This is a genomic window from Salipiger sp. (assembly GCF_059781815.1).
In genome coordinates this window covers 1-13965 of sequence record NZ_JBYNAH010000136.1, presented here as the reverse complement: position 1 = coordinate 13965, position 13965 = coordinate 1, and the positions used below count along the sequence as shown (strand labels likewise).

Below are 13965 nucleotides of genomic sequence, written 5' to 3'. Positions count from 1 at the left end.
CCGCAACACCCCTCATGGGGCCGCTCACGTCAGCCCTCGAAATAGCGCGTCAGGATGCGTGCATAGATCGCCTTCAGCTCGGCGATCTGCGCCACCGGCACGTTCTCGTCGACCTGGTGCATGGTCTTGCCGACCAGCCCGAACTCGACCACCGGGCAGTGATCCTTGACGAAGCGCGCATCCGAGGTGCCGCCCGAGGTCGAGAGCTCCGGCTGACGCCCGGTCTCGGCCTCGACCGCCGCCGCCACCAGATCCGACAGCGCCCCAGGCGGCGTCAGGAAGCTCTCGCCCGAGATCTTGATCCTGACCTCGGTGGCGGTGCCGAATTCGGCGTCGACCCGCGCCGCCTCGCCGCGCAGCCAGTCCGACAGCGCCGCGCCGGTATGGCTGTCGTTGAAGCGGATATTGACGGTGCCGCGGCACTGCGCCGGGATCACGTTGGTCGCCGGGTTGCCGGTGTCGATGGTCACCACCGCCAGCGTCGAGGCGTCGAAATGGTCCGTGCCGCGATCCAGCTCGTGCGAGGCCAGCCGGTCCATCAGCCGCGCCATCGCCGGCATCGGGTTCAGCGCCCGGTGCGGGTAGGCGGCGTGGCCCTGCTTGCCGGTCACCGTGAACCAGGCCGAGAGCGAGCCGCGGCGACCGATCTTCATCATCTCGCCCATTTCCGAGGGGCAGGTCGGCTCACCCACGAGGCAGACCGACATGCGCTCGCCCTGGCTCTCCATCCAGTCGAGCAGTGCCACGGTGCCGTCGGTGGCGTCGCCCTCCTCGTCGCCGGTGATCGCCAGCACGATGGCGCCGTCCGGGGGCGTCTCCTTTACGAAATCGACGGCGGCGGCGGCAAAGGCCGCGACGCCGGATTTCATGTCCGTGGCGCCGCGCCCGAACATCACGCCGTCACGGATCTCGGCCCCGAAGGGGTCGGCGCTCCACGCCGCGGCATCGCCCACCGGCACCACGTCGGTATGACCGTTGAAACCGAAACTGCGCGCGTGGCCCCTTTCGCCCCAGCGGGCGTAGAGATTGGCGGTGCCGTTGCGATCCACCCTCGTGCAGGTGAAGCCCGCGCCCTCCAGAAGCTCCTGCAGCAGCACCAGAGCTCCGCCCTCCTCCGGCGTGACCGAGGGGCAACGGATGAGATCGGCGGTGAGCGCGACGGGATCGGTCGTCATGGCGGTGTTCCTTGCTGGGTCTCGGCTCTGGCTACCCCGACACGCGCCCAAGGGCAAACCCCGCATCTTTGCTGTGCGCGGGCCGGCGCAGGCTATGTCACAGGACAATCGAACTGGCCTGAGCGGCGCGACCGTGGTACCAATGATGCCATAACAAGGGGAAAAATCGCCTCGGGCGGGCGGGCAGTTTGACCGGATCCATGCAGCGTATCGCGGCGTTCTGCGCCGTGCCACGGCCTGCCCGGAGCGCTGCGCGCGGCCCCGGACGAGGCAGCGTGACGGGCATGAGTACGGCAGGGGTTTCTTCATCGCAAGCCAACGCGGGGCAGCGCGCGGCATGAGCTGGATCGCCATCTCGGGCGAGGGCCGGCGCTGGACCGACGACCGCGTCTTCGACGCCGGTCTGCAGCCGCGCGACGCGCTGCTCTCGAAGGGCTCGCTGCTGATCGAGACCCGGCTCTCCGCCGAGGGCCGTCCGCAGACCCTGCTCGCTTTCGAGCGCCACCATCCCTGGCCCGGCGGCGTGTCGCTGCAGGCGTTGCCCAATGGCAGCATCGTGCTGGTGATGAGCCATGGCGGCGAGGCGTTCCACACCTTGCTGCAATACCCCGACGACGCCCGCACCGACATCCTGCGCGTCACCTTCAGCTGGGACTCGACCCGGCGCTGGGGGCGACTGGCGCTGGAGCGCCCGGAGAGCGACCGCACCGCGCTGCGCGAGACCCCGCCGCCGCCACCGCTGCTGCTCGAGGACCTGTTCACCATGGTGCGCCGGCCGCAGCTCTGCCGCACCGATCCCGACGTGATCTTTTTCGCGGTGTCAGACGAGATCGAGCCGGTGGGGCCGACGCCCTCGCTCACCGGGCGGGTACCGGTCGAGACGCCGCAGGGCGCGCGCCCGGTGGCCGAGCTTCAGACCGGCGATACGGTCCGGACCCGCAACGGCGAGGTGGTGCCGGTGCTTCAGCGCGTGAGCCGGGCGGTGCCGGCGCTTGGCTCCTTCACGCCGGTGCGGCTGCGCGCGCCCTATTTCGGACTGACCCGCGATCTCGTGGTCTCTCCGCATCAGCGGCTGGTGATCGGCGGATCGGAGGTCGAGTACCTGTTCGGACGCGAGGCGGTTCTGGTCCCGGCGCTGAGCCTCGTGAACGGCTTTGCGGCGGTGCGCGAGGAGGGCGCGATGACGCTGCACTATCACCAGCTCCTGCTGCCCGCGCACGAGCCGGTGATGGCCGGCGGCGCGGCGCTGGAAAGCCTTTACGTGGGGCGTTTGCGGCGCTCGAAGCCGCATCTGGCGGCGTCGCTTCTGGCGACGTGTCCAACCGGCCTGCTGCCCGAGCAGCACCGCGCCGGCTATCAGGTGCTGCATCCGTTCGAAGCCATCACGCTGGCGCAGGCGCGGGTGGCCTGAGCAACGCCCGCAGAAGATTTTTCGTCCGAAAAATCTTGTAGCCAAGAAAATTAGCCAATTTTCTTGGCCGACCTCAGCCCTTGTCAAAAAACGGGGTGACCTGCGCGACGATCACGGCGTTCTCCTCGAGCGCGCGGGCCATCAGCTCCTGCTCGTCCGCCTCGATCTCGTGGCCTTGGGCCCGGCGCTCTTCCTCCGTGCCGTAGCCGGTGACGTCGAGCGGCGCCATGTCGGCCTGCTTGAGGATCGCCACGGTCTCGCGCACCGCCTCGGCCTCGTCGACGCCGCTGGCATAGCACATCAGCGCCGCCCCGGTGGACTTGTCGGGCAACCCGTCGCCGGCCTTGCGGCCGACCTCGACCAAAAGGGTGTAGACCTGCTGTCTCGATGGTTTTTTGCTGGCCATGCCTGCCGTCTCCCGCGTTTCGGGCGGGATGCGGCAGGCAGGACCGCGAGTCAAGCCCCGGCGGTGCGTGCTCATTGGGCGAAGAGCTCGACCGCCACGGCGCAGCCATAGACCGCCATCAGGAGCACGCTCTCGATGCCGATCCGCGCCGGGCCCTCACGCTGGCGCAGGATCAGCCCGCCAAGCAGGATCGCGGTCATTAGCATGCCGGTCGCGAGCCAGTAGAGATCGGTCTGGCCCACCGCCTGATAGATCGAGCCGTCGCGATAGGCGACGTCGGAAAACACCAGGAACAGCGTGTCGAAGGTGTTGCCGCCGATGATACCGCCCACGGCGAGTTGCAACGCGCCGCGGCGCACCGCGACCAGCGTGGTGACCAGCTCGGGCAGCGAGGTGATGACGGCGGTGATCAGCGCGCCGACGAGGCTCGAGGTCATGCCGAAGCGGGTGATGAAGGCGCCGCCCACCTGGCTGATCACCCAGCCGGCAAGGCCCATCACGGCGACCAGCGCGGCAAAGATCAGCGCCGGCCTCAGCACCGGGGCGTCGGGATCGTTCTCGTCGTCGGGCTCGTCGTGGCGGGTGTCGCGGGTCTCCACCGGGCGCCACATCGGGCGTTCGCTGACCTCGGAGGACAGCTTCACCCCGGCGAGATAGGCGAGGAACATCACGACGGAAACCGGGTGCACCCCGAAATAGGCGATGTCGGGGCCGGCCATGGCAGCGATCGGCAGGCTCAGCAGCACCAGAAGCATCACCGCCTGGAAGAGGTTGGCGGGCTCGGCGGCGGCGTGCTCGAGATTGGCGCGCTTGTGCAGCAGGTCGGCGATGGCGAGAAACAGCGTCTGCGCCGCGATGCCGCCCACCGCGTTCGAGACGGCGAAGCTGGCATCGCCGCCGGCGGCCCCGGTGACCGAGACCACCACCCCCGAGAGCGAGGTCGCACCGCCCAGCAGGACGCCGCCCGCCATCGCCTCGCCAAGCCTGGTGCGGTCGGCGATGACGTCGGCGAGGGTGGTGGCGCGGATGGACGCGGCCACGACGACGGCCCCTGCGAGGGCGAAGAGCCCGAGCAGGAGCGGAAGCGAAAGATCCTGTATCAAGCGGTCAGCTTCGGACCTTGCGGACGACCCAGATCAGCGCGCTGGCGCCGATGATGCCGACGATCAGCTGCGGCACCCAGGTGTTGGCGGCGTAGATGCCCAGAAGCGAGAGCACGAAGTTCAGAACCACCGCGCCGACGATGCCGAGAATGATGTTCATGAGGATGCCGGTATCGGCCTTCATGATCATGCTGGCGATCCAGCCGGCCAGCCCGCCGACGATGATGGATGCAATGAGGCCGAGACCCATGGCGACTTTCCCTGTCAATTCCTGTTAACGGAAGGGAAACAAGCATCCTGCCCGATGGTTCCGTGCGATCACTCGCAAGCGGTGAAAAGGCTGATGGCGCCGTTGCGGATGATGGCGATGCCGGGCGCGGTGCGCAGCACCATGATGCGGTCGGTGCGAACCCGGTCGCCTTCGCGGCAGGTGGCGTCGTAGAGCCGCGCTTCCATGCCGCGCACCTCGGTGGGATCGGCCAGCGAACAGCGGCTGCCCACTCCGATGAAGGCGTTGACGGTGAGAAGCACCGCGCCGCCCTCGCGACCGACGCTGCGGCAGTCCCAGCCGTCGGCCCAGGGGTAGGCCGGACGGTAGAGCCCTTCGAGAGCGAAGGCGGCGGCCGGGAAGGCCGCCGCGACAAGCGCGATGATCGCGCTCAGGCGCATCAGTCGCGCAGCAGCTCGTTGATGCCGGTCTTGGAGCGGGTCTTTTCATCGACGCGCTTCACGATCACCGCGCAGTAGAGGTTCACGCCGTTCTTCGACGGCATGGTGCCGGCGACAACCACCGAGTAGGGCGGCACTTCGCCGTAGAACACTTCGCCGGTCTCGCGGTCGACGATCTTGGTCGACTGGCCAATGAACACGCCCATGCCGAGCACCGAGCCCTCGCGGACGATCACGCCCTCGACCACCTCGGAGCGCGCGCCGATGAAGCAGTTGTCCTCGATGATGGTCGGGCCGGCCTGCATGGGCTCGAGCACGCCGCCGATGCCGACGCCGCCCGACAGGTGCACGCCCTTGCCGATCTGCGCGCAGGAGCCAACCGTGGCCCAAGTGTCGACCATGGTGCCGCTGTCGACATAGGCCCCGAGGTTGACGAAGGACGGCATCAGCACCACGCCCGGCGCGATATAGGCCGACTTGCGCACCACGCAGTTCGGCACCGCGCGGAAGCCCGCGGCCTTCCACTCGGCATCGCCCCAGCCCTTGAACTTGCTGTCGACCTTGTCCCACCAGCCGCTGCCCTGCGGGCCGCCGTCCTGCAGTTCCATGTCCTTGATGCGGAAGCCAAGGAGGACCGCCTTCTTGGCCCACTGGTTGACGTGCCAGTTGCCGTCGTCCTGCTTCTCGGCGACACGCAGCGACCCGCTGTCGAGCGCGTGCAGCGTGGCCTCGATGGCCTCGCGGGTTTCGCCCCCGGTCGACGGGGTGATGGTGTCGCGCGCCTCCCAGGCGGCTTCGATGGCGGCTTCGAGCTGTGCGTTGGACATCTGTGTCTCCTCGTGCGATCCGGTTTCCAGCCCTATAACGGGCGGCCCGCCTTACGGCAACGCATCCCGGGGCCGCCCTTCGCAGGAAAGGATGAGACGCATGGCCAAGGCAATCCACAGCATGATCCGGGTGCTCGACGAAGAGCGCTCGCTGGCCTTCTACGAGACCGCCTTCGGCCTCACGGTCGCGGATCGCCTCGACTTCCCCGAATTCACCCTGGTCTACCTGTCGAACGCCGAGACCGGGTTCGAGCTTGAGCTGACGGTGAACAAGGACCGCACCGAGCCCTACGAGTTGGGCGACGGCTATGGCCACCTTGCGGTCTCGGTCGAGGATCTCGAGGCCGAACATGCCCGATTCGAGGCCGCGGGACTCAACCCGCGCAAGCTGGTGGAGTTCGCTCCGGCGGGCGAGGTGGTGGCGAAGTTCTTCTTCGTGGCCGATCCCGACGGCTACCAGATCGAGGTGCTGGCCCGCGAGGGGCGCTTCGCCTGAGGCATCAAGGTTGGCCGCAGATCTCTCCGGCCAGCCTGAACTGGACCGGCGCCGCGCCGGTCGGCAGTCGCCGCGCCGCCCCTTTCGAACGGCGGGCAACCGGCCGAGGCCGGGTTGCCTTCCAACGCGGCGGACACGACCTCCGGCGCGATCTCAGCGGGGTCAGAGGTGGTCGCGGAAGGCGGTCAGAACCCGTTCGTAGACATCACGCTTGAACGGCACGATCTGCCCCACCACCTGATCCGCCGCCAGCCAGCGCCAGGTCGAGAACTCGGGGTGCTTGGTGGCGATGTTGACCTGGTCGTCGCTGCCGTGGAAGCGCAGCAGGAACCATTTCTGCTCCTGCCCGCGGTAGCGCCCCTTCCAGATCCGCGGCACGATGTCATGCGGCAGGTCGTAGGGCAGCCAATCGGGTGTTTCTGCCTCGATGCTCACCAGATCCGAGGACACGCCGGTCTCTTCCCACAGCTCGCGCAGGGCCGCGTCGCGCGGTGCCTCGCCCTTGTCGACGCCGCCCTGCGGCATCTGCCAGGCCGGCACCTCGCTGTCGATGCGCTGGCCCACGAAGACCTCGCTGCGCGGGTTGACGAGCATCACGCCCACGCAGGGGCGATAGGGAAGCTTGGCGATCTCTTCGGGGGTCATGCGGGCCTCGTGCGGAAAGAAGAAGGGCGGGGAAATCCCCGCCCTGCCTCTATCACTTGAGCTTTTCGGTTTCGAGCACCGTCAGGCCCTTGAGGATGTCGATCGCATAGGCGAGCTGGTAATCCTCCTCGCGCAGCGCCGCGGCCTGTTCGGCCTGCTCGCGCTCTTCCTCGATCTGACGGATTTCCTCTTCGGTAAGGCTGTCATTGTCGAGACGGCCGCGCAGATCGGCCTCGGAGCGGGTGAAGACGTTGGTCGCCTCCTCCTCGTCCTCGTCGGGGCGCGGGCGGGGCTGTTCGACAACGATATCCGGCGACACGCCGAGCGCCTGGATCGAGCGGCCCGACGGCGTGTAGTAGCGCGCCGTGGTCAGGCGCATCGCGCCGTCGCCGCGCACCGGCATCACGGTCTGGACCGAGCCCTTGCCGAAGCTCTTGGTGCCGACCACCACCGCGCGGCGGTGATCCTGCAGTGCGCCGGCGACGATCTCGGAGGCCGAGGCGGAGCCGCCATTGATCAGAACGACCATCGGCTTGCCGCTGGCCAGATCGCCCTCGGTGGCGTTGTAGCGGTCGCCGTCCTGCGGATCGCGGCCACGGGTCGAGACGATCTCGCCCTTGTTGAGGAACGCGTCCGAGACCTTGATCGCCTGGGTCAGCAGGCCGCCCGGGTTGTTGCGCAGGTCGAGCACGACGCCGTTGATCTCGTCGAGACCGCCGGCCTCCTCGATGCGCTCGGCCAGCCCTTCCGACAGGTTCGGGAAGGTCTGGTCGTTGAAGGTGGTCACCCGCAGCACCACGGTGTCGCCCTCAAGGCGCGTGCGCACGGCGGTGAGCTTGATGGTGTCGCGCACGATGGTCACGTCGAAGGGCTCTTCCTCGCCCTCGCGCACCACGGTGATGACGATCTCGGAGCCGACCGGGCCGCGCATCATGTCGACCGCCTCGTCGAGGGTCATGCCCAGCACGCTCTCGCCGTCCACATGGGTGATGAAGTCGCCCGCCTCGATACCGGCTTCGGAGGCCGGGGTGTCGTCGATCGGCGAGACCACCTTCACGAAGCCGTCTTCCTGCGTCACCTCGATGCCGAGCCCACCGAACTCGCCGCGGGTCTGCACCCGCATGTCCTCGGCGTCGTCCGGAGGGAGGTAGCTCGAATGCGGGTCGAGCGAGGTGAGCATGCCGTTGATCGCCGCCTCGATGAGTTCGCCCGGCTCGACCTCTTCGACATATTGCGCGCGGATGCGCTCGAAGATGTCGCCGAACAGGTCGAGCTGCTCGTAGACGCTGCCGCTCTTCTCGCTCTCCTGAGCCAGAAGCGGCCCGACAAACTGCGTTGTCGCGACGACGCCGGCGACCGTGCCACCGAGCGCGGCCATCAGAAACTTGTTCATGCCCATATCATCCCTTGTCGCTTGCGAACCACGTGAGCGGGTCCACGGGCCTGTCGCCCTGTCTGACCTCTATATAGAGCGTTTCCGTGCGTCCAGCGCCACCCCCTTCAACAGATGGTGACGGGTCGTTTCCCGGCGCGATACGCCCCATGAGCCCAACCGGGCTGCCCTCGGGCAGAACTTCGCCGGTCTGGCCATAGACCACGTCGAGCCCGGCGAGCACGAAAAGCAGGTCGGGTTGGGGTTCGAGAATCGTCACCAGCCCGTAATCGAGCAGCGGCCCGCTGTAGCGCACGGTGGCGGCGGTCGGGGTGGTGACCAGCGCCTCGGGCAGCGTTGCGACCACGATGCCGGGCCGGGTGACGCCGGCGGCGTCGGCCTCGCCGGCGCGGCGCAGGATCTGGCCCTGCACCGGCATCTCGAGCGCGCCCTTGCGGTCGTCGATCGGCGGAAGCTGGGTCAGCACCTCGTCCTCGGTGATCTGCGACAGCCCGCTGGCAAAGCCCTCGAGCGTCTCGGTCGCCGAGATCAGGATCGCGGTGCGGATCGGGTCCTCGGTGAAACGCTTGGGCAGGTCGGTGCGGTCGGCCACCGCCTGACTCAGCTCGGTGCGGGCCTCCTGCACGCCGGTCAGCCCCTGTTGCAGGGTTTCGGCGGCGCTCTGCTGCAGCACCCGCAGCGCCGTCACCTCGTCGAGATCGGCGCGCAGCGCCTCGGCCTTGGCGTTGAGCCCCGGCGTCACCGCGGCCAGCATCATGCCGGCCCGCGCCGCGCCCACCGGGCCGTCGGGGTGCAGCATGGCGCCGGGCGCGGCGCGCCCGCCCATGCTCGACAGCACCCCGAGCAACTGGGCAATCTCGCCCTCCTGGCTTTGCAGGCGGCGGCTCAGCTCGGTTTCGCGGATGGCGGCGTCGCGCAGCCCCTCGCGCATGGCGGCGAGCCCGGCCTCGTAGGCCTTCACGGTGCGCGTCAGCGCCCGCACGCGATCACGCGCGCTCTCGGCCTCGCCCAACTGCACCGAGGCCTCTTCGAGCGCCCTTGCGGCCTCGCGCGCCGCCGTGGCCGGATCCTGCGCCAGGACCGGGGCGGCGAGCAGCGACAGGATCAGCGAGAGCCGCAGCATCAGTCGATGAGGCTCTTCCCGGTCATCTCCTCGGGCTGGTCGAGGTTCATGAGCTGCAGCAGCGTCGGCGCCACGTCGGCGAGCCGGCCATCGTGCACCGTTGCGCCCTCGGGGCCGCCGAAGAGGATCACCGGCACGAGATTGGTGGTGTGGGCGGTGTGCGGCCCGTTGGTGGCCTCGTCCCACATGGTCTCGCAATTGCCGTGATCGGCGATCACCACCATCGCCCCGCCGGCCTTCTCGAGCGCCGCGACAACCTTGCCGAGCCCGTCATCCACCGCCTCGCAGGCCTTGATCGCGGCCTCGAGATCGCCGGTATGGCCGACCATGTCGGGGTTGGCGAAGTTGGTCACAATGAGATCGTAGCCGGCCTCGATGGCCTCGACGAACTTCTCGGCCACCTCGGGCTCGGACATCTCGGGCTGCAGGTCGTAGGTCGCCACCTTGGGCGACTTGGGCATGAAGCGGTCCTCGCCCTCCTCCGGGGTCTCCTTGCCGCCGTTGAGGAAGAAGGTGACATGCGGGTATTTCTCGGTCTCGGCGAGGCGGAACTGGCGCAGCCCGTGCTTGGCCACCCATTCGCCCAGCGTATTGACGATCTCGCGCTTGGGATAGGCGGTGGTCATGTAGGCGTTGTGATCGTCGGAATACTCGACCATTCCAAGCAGCGCCGAGAGCGCGGGCTTGTCGCGCTCGAACCCGTCGAAGCCCGGCTCGCCGATGGCCTTGAGGATCTCGCGGGCGCGGTCGGCGCGGAAGTTCATGCAGAAGAACCCGTCGCCCTCCGCGAGCCCCGCGTAGCCCTCGACCACCGTGGCCGGGATGAACTCGTCGGTCTTGCCGTTGGCGTAGCTCTGGCTGACAGCGGTCACCGGGTCGGGTGCGGTCTCGCCCTTGGCAAGGATCATCGCGTCATAGGCCTGCTCGACCCGCTCCCAGCGGTTGTCGCGGTCCATGGCATAGTAGCGCCCGATCACCGTCCCGATGGAGGCGCCCTCGGGGAGGCTGTCGGCGAGGTCCTTCACGAAGGCCTCACCGGATTTCGGCGCCACGTCGCGGCCATCGGTGATGGCGTGGATGACGACCTTGCAGCCAAGGTCGGTGAGCATCTTCACGCCGGCCTTGATGTGTTCGATATGGCCATGCACGCCGCCATCCGAGACAACGCCCATGACATGCGCGGCGCCGCCGGCCTCGGTGACCTTGGCCGCGAAGGCTTTGATCGCGTCGTTGTCGAAGAAGGAGCCATCCTCGATGGCGAGGTCGATCTGCCCGAGATCCATCGCCACCACGCGGCCGGCGCCGATATTGGTGTGGCCCACTTCCGAGTTGCCCATCTGCCCCGAGGGCAGGCCCACATCCGGCCCGAAGGTCACCAGCGTGGCGTGCGGGCAGGAGGCGTAGAGCCTGTCCATGGTCGGGGTCTTGGCGAGCTTCGGCGCGTTGAACGCCTCCTCATCGCGCAGGCCCCAGCCGTCGAGAATGGTCAGGACAACGGGTTTCGGCGTGGTCATGTGGGAGGCCCTCCTGATGCGGTCAGGGCAGGCTTAGCAGGGTTGGGGAGGGATGTGGAGAGGACGCGACGCCGCGCGGCGGGGATGGTCTTTTTGGCGCTGATGATTGCCCAAGGTTGGGTCAGCGGAGCGGGCCGTGCAAGCCCGGGCGGTGGCGGACGTTTCAGGAAGACTCTCGGCACTCACGCCCGCCAGACGCCGGATCAACAGAGCGAGCCTCGCAAGCGCCGGACCGTGGGCTGGCGCTCTGCCCGTCGAACCTCTCGATTTATCCCGGCCACATCCGAAAGGCCTCGACACGCAGCGCTGATGTCAGCAAAGCGCCAGTCCGTGAAGGGGGACGCGAGATCGCCCCTCCCCCCGAGCCTGCCCGACGACAGATCAGCAGAGCGAGCCGCGCAAGCGCCGGACCGTGGGCTGGCGCTCTTCCCGTCGAACCTCTCGCTTTATCCCGGCCAAGTCCGAAAGACCTCGACAGGCAGCGCGGATGTCACCAAAGCGCCAGACCGCGGGGACGGTCCGGCGCTGGCGCGGCGCCCTTCGGGCTTGATTCCGCGCTGGGGCGTTGTTCGGACGTAAAAAAGGCGGGACATTTCCGCCCCGCCTCATTTTATTTTCCTTCGCGAACGACCTTTATAGGCCTCTCACCCCTGCAGCGACTTCACCACGATTTCCCCCTCCTCGCGGGCCTTCATCGCCATCACCGCGGCATGGGCGCCGGCGGCGGTGGTGTAGTAGGGGATCTTGTCGTAGAGCGCGACCGAGCGAATCTCGCGGCTGTCCTCGACCGCGGCATTGCCCTCGGTGGTGTTGAGCACCAGCTGGATGCCGCCATCCTTCATCAGGTCGACCACGTTGGGGCGCCCCTCGTAGACCTTCTTGACCTGCTCGCAGGTGATGCCCGCGGTCTCGAGGAACTTCGCCGTGCCGCCGGTGGCGATCAGGGTGAAGCCCATCTCGACCAGCACTTTCGCCGCCTCGAGCATCTGCTCGGTCTTGTCCGCATCCTTGATCGACAGGAACACCGCGCCCTCGGTCGGGAGATGCGTCCCTGCACCCATCTGCGCCTTCAGGAAGGCGCGCGGGAAGGAGCGGTCCCAGCCCATGACCTCGCCGGTCGAACGCATCTCGGGTCCGAGGATGGTATCGACACCCGGGAAGCGGGCGAAGGGCAGCACCGCCTCCTTGACCGAGAACCACGGCATGTTCGGATCGGCCAGGGTCATCTGGTCGGCGATCGGCACGTCGCTGTCATAGTCGGTATCGGCGGCGTAGCCCTCGCGCAGCGGGAAGGCCGAGAGCTTCTCGCCCGCCATGATGCGCGCGGCGATCGAGGCGATGGCCGAGTCGGTGGCCTTGGCGACGAAGGGCACGGTGCGCGAGGCGCGCGGGTTGACCTCGATGAGATAGATCTCGTCGTTCTTGATGGCGAACTGCACGTTCATCAGGCCGACCACGTTGAGCGCCTTGGCGAGCGCCTCGGTCTGCACCTTCACCCGCGCGATCACATCATCCGAGAGCGAGTAGGGCGGCAGCGAGCAGGCGCTGTCGCCCGAGTGCACGCCGGCCTCCTCGATATGCTGCATGATGCCCGCCACGTGCACCGCCTCGCCGTCGCAGAGCGCATCGACATCGAGCTCGACGGCGCCGTCGAGATAGCTGTCGAGCAGCACCGGGCTGTCGCCCGAGACCACCACAGCCTCTTTGATGTAGCGCTCGAGATGGGCCATGTCGCGGACGATCTCCATGGCGCGGCCACCGAGAACGTAGGAGGGGCGGATCACCAGCGGGAAGCCGATCTCGTCGGCGATGGCCAGCGCCTGACCGTCGGTCGAGGCGATGCCGTTCTTCGGCTGCTTGAGCTCGAGCTCGTGCACCAGCGCCTGGAAACGCTCGCGGTCTTCCGCGAGGTCGATCGCGTCGGGTGTAGTGCCGAGGATCGGAATGCCCTCGCCCTCGAGCGCGTTGGCGAGCTTCAGCGGGGTCTGACCGCCGAACTGCACGATCACGCCGTGCAGGGTGCCGTTCGATTGCTCGACCCGCAGGATCTCCATAACGTGCTCGAAGGTGAGCGGCTCGAAATACAGCCGGTCCGAGGTGTCGTAGTCGGTCGACACGGTCTCGGGGTTGCAGTTGATCATGATGGTCTCATAGCCCGCTTCGGTGAGCGCAAAGCAGGCGTGGCAGCAGCAGTAATCGAACTCGATGCCCTGGCCGATCCGGTTCGGACCGCCGCCGAGGATGACGACCTTCTTCTTGTCCGAGGGCCGCGCCTCGCATTCCACCTCGCCCATCATCGGCTCTTCGTAGGTGGAATACATGTAGGGGGTCTGGGCCTCGAACTCGGCAGCGCAGGTGTCGATCCGCTTGAACACGGCGGTGACGCCAAGCGCCGAACGGCGGCCGCGCACGTCCTTCTCGGAGAAACCGGTCAGCTTGGCGAGACGGGCATCGGTGAAGCCCATCATCTTGAGCTGGCGCATGCCCTCGGCATCCTTGGGCAGGCCGTTGGCGCGGACCTCTTCCTCGGCCTCGACGATCTCGCGGATGCGGGCAAGGAACCACGGGTCGAACATGGTCACGCCGTGGATCTCGTCATCCGAAAGGCCGTGGCGCATCGCCTGCGCGATGGTGCGCATGCGGTCCGGGGTCTGCTGGCTGATCGCCTTGATGACGGCGGATTTCTCCGGCGCGCCCTCGATCTCGACCTCGTCAAAGCCGGTGAGGCCGGATTCCATCGAGGCCAGCGCCTTCTGCAGCGATTCGTGGATCGTGCGGCCGATGGCCATCGCCTCGCCCACCGATTTCATCGCGGTGGTGAGGTAGGGCTCGGAGCCCGGGAACTTCTCGAAGGCGAATTTCGGGATCTTGGTGACCACGTAGTCGATGGTCGGCTCGAAGCTCGCCGGGGTCACCTTGGTGATGTCGTTGTCGAGCTCGTCGAGCGTGTAGCCCACGGCGAGCTTAGCGGCGATCTTGGCGATCGGGAAGCCGGTGGCCTTGGAGGCCAGCGCCGAGGAGCGCGACACGCGCGGGTTCATCTCGATGACGACCATGCGGCCGGTCTCCGGGTTGACCGCCCACTGCACGTTGGAACCGCCGGTCTCGACACCGATCTCGCGAAGAACGGCGATCGAGGCCGTGCGCATCATCTGGTATTCTTTGTCGGTCAGGGTCAGCGCCGGGGCGACGGTGATCGAATC

General features: G+C 67.7%; 13 protein-coding genes. 2 read left to right on the top strand and 11 right to left on the bottom strand.

What is annotated here, in order from left to right; translation table 11 throughout:
• Window positions 1-29 precede the first annotated feature (29 nt).
• The gene (gene dapE / locus AC6RA4_RS15740; RefSeq protein ID WP_500161895.1) at window positions 30-1175 is read right to left on the bottom strand and encodes a succinyl-diaminopimelate desuccinylase; all 1146 of its coding nucleotides are present in this window, start codon (window positions 1173-1175) and stop codon (window positions 30-32) included.
• 337 nt (window positions 1176-1512) lie between these two features.
• Between dapE and AC6RA4_RS15735 the strand changes: the two genes are divergently transcribed.
• Window positions 1513-2586, top strand: a complete 1074-nt coding sequence (locus tag AC6RA4_RS15735; RefSeq protein WP_500161893.1) for a Hint domain-containing protein — start codon at window positions 1513-1515, stop codon at window positions 2584-2586.
• Window positions 2587-2659: 73 nt separating this feature from the next.
• On the opposite strand, the gene AC6RA4_RS15730 is transcribed toward AC6RA4_RS15735, so the two are convergent.
• The 5 genes from AC6RA4_RS15730 to dapD form a co-directional block, all read right to left on the bottom strand.
• Entirely contained in the window at window positions 2660-2992 is a 333-nt protein-coding gene (locus AC6RA4_RS15730; protein ID WP_500161891.1) for a DUF8846 family protein, read from the bottom strand.
• Between the two features lie 71 nt (window positions 2993-3063).
• A complete protein-coding gene (locus AC6RA4_RS15725) occupies window positions 3064-4095 on the bottom strand; it encodes a sodium:calcium antiporter (protein ID WP_500161889.1) in 1032 nt (343 codons plus the stop codon).
• Window positions 4096-4099: 4 nt separating this feature from the next.
• Complete coding sequence (locus AC6RA4_RS15720; protein ID WP_500161887.1) at window positions 4100-4345, bottom strand: GlsB/YeaQ/YmgE family stress response membrane protein; 246 nt, start codon at window positions 4343-4345, stop codon at window positions 4100-4102.
• 68 nt (window positions 4346-4413) lie between these two features.
• Window positions 4414-4764, bottom strand: a complete 351-nt coding sequence (locus AC6RA4_RS15715; protein ID WP_500161885.1) for a hypothetical protein — start codon at window positions 4762-4764, stop codon at window positions 4414-4416.
• Entirely contained in the window at window positions 4764-5591 is an 828-nt protein-coding gene (gene dapD, locus AC6RA4_RS15710; protein WP_500161883.1) for a 2,3,4,5-tetrahydropyridine-2,6-dicarboxylate N-succinyltransferase, read from the bottom strand. Before dapD ends, AC6RA4_RS15715 begins: the two co-directional genes overlap by 1 nt.
• 100 nt (window positions 5592-5691) lie before the next feature.
• Here dapD and AC6RA4_RS15705 point away from each other — a divergent pair, with 100 nt between their 5' ends.
• On the top strand, window positions 5692-6087 hold the full coding sequence (locus AC6RA4_RS15705; protein WP_500161881.1) for a VOC family protein: 396 nt from the start codon (window positions 5692-5694) through the stop codon (window positions 6085-6087).
• A 162-nt stretch (window positions 6088-6249) separates the two neighbouring features.
• Here the strand turns inward: AC6RA4_RS15705 and AC6RA4_RS15700 are convergent, their stop codons facing one another.
• The 5 genes from AC6RA4_RS15700 to carB form a co-directional block, all read right to left on the bottom strand.
• Entirely contained in the window at window positions 6250-6732 is a 483-nt protein-coding gene (locus AC6RA4_RS15700; RefSeq protein ID WP_500161879.1) for an RNA pyrophosphohydrolase, read from the bottom strand.
• Between the two features lie 52 nt (window positions 6733-6784).
• Window positions 6785-8125, bottom strand: a complete 1341-nt coding sequence (locus tag AC6RA4_RS15695; protein WP_500161877.1) for a S41 family peptidase — start codon at window positions 8123-8125, stop codon at window positions 6785-6787.
• Between the two features lie 7 nt (window positions 8126-8132).
• Window positions 8133-9248 (bottom strand): murein hydrolase activator EnvC family protein, encoded by a 1116-nt coding sequence (locus AC6RA4_RS15690; RefSeq protein ID WP_500161875.1) that lies wholly within the window; start codon window positions 9246-9248, stop codon window positions 8133-8135.
• Complete coding sequence (gene gpmI, locus AC6RA4_RS15685; RefSeq protein ID WP_500161873.1) at window positions 9248-10762, bottom strand: 2,3-bisphosphoglycerate-independent phosphoglycerate mutase; 1515 nt, start codon at window positions 10760-10762, stop codon at window positions 9248-9250. Before gpmI ends, AC6RA4_RS15690 begins: the two co-directional genes overlap by 1 nt.
• Before the next feature lie 644 nt (window positions 10763-11406).
• Window positions 11407-13965 (bottom strand): carbamoyl-phosphate synthase large subunit (gene carB / locus AC6RA4_RS15680; protein WP_500161871.1); only part of this gene is annotated, 2559 nt, incomplete at its 5' end.

What these genes read in the sequence shown, in the direction of transcription:
- dapE (WP_500161895.1), bottom strand. Translation starts at nt 1,175, where the DNA reads ATGACGACCGATCCCGTCGCGCTCACCGCCGATCTCATCCGTTGCCCC.
- AC6RA4_RS15735 (WP_500161893.1), top strand. Translation starts at nt 1,513, where the DNA reads ATGAGCTGGATCGCCATCTCGGGCGAGGGCCGGCGCTGGACCGACGAC.
- AC6RA4_RS15730 (WP_500161891.1), bottom strand. Translation starts at nt 2,992, where the DNA reads ATGGCCAGCAAAAAACCATCGAGACAGCAGGTCTACACCCTTTTGGTC.
- AC6RA4_RS15720 (WP_500161887.1), bottom strand. Translation starts at nt 4,345, where the DNA reads ATGGGTCTCGGCCTCATTGCATCCATCATCGTCGGCGGGCTGGCCGGC.
- AC6RA4_RS15715 (WP_500161885.1), bottom strand. Translation starts at nt 4,764, where the DNA reads ATGCGCCTGAGCGCGATCATCGCGCTTGTCGCGGCGGCCTTCCCGGCC.
- dapD (WP_500161883.1), bottom strand. Translation starts at nt 5,591, where the DNA reads ATGTCCAACGCACAGCTCGAAGCCGCCATCGAAGCCGCCTGGGAGGCG.
- AC6RA4_RS15705 (WP_500161881.1), top strand. Translation starts at nt 5,692, where the DNA reads ATGGCCAAGGCAATCCACAGCATGATCCGGGTGCTCGACGAAGAGCGC.
- AC6RA4_RS15700 (WP_500161879.1), bottom strand. Translation starts at nt 6,732, where the DNA reads ATGACCCCCGAAGAGATCGCCAAGCTTCCCTATCGCCCCTGCGTGGGC.
- AC6RA4_RS15695 (WP_500161877.1), bottom strand. Translation starts at nt 8,125, where the DNA reads ATGAACAAGTTTCTGATGGCCGCGCTCGGTGGCACGGTCGCCGGCGTC.
- AC6RA4_RS15690 (WP_500161875.1), bottom strand. Translation starts at nt 9,248, where the DNA reads ATGCTGCGGCTCTCGCTGATCCTGTCGCTGCTCGCCGCCCCGGTCCTG.
- gpmI (WP_500161873.1), bottom strand. Translation starts at nt 10,762, where the DNA reads ATGACCACGCCGAAACCCGTTGTCCTGACCATTCTCGACGGCTGGGGC.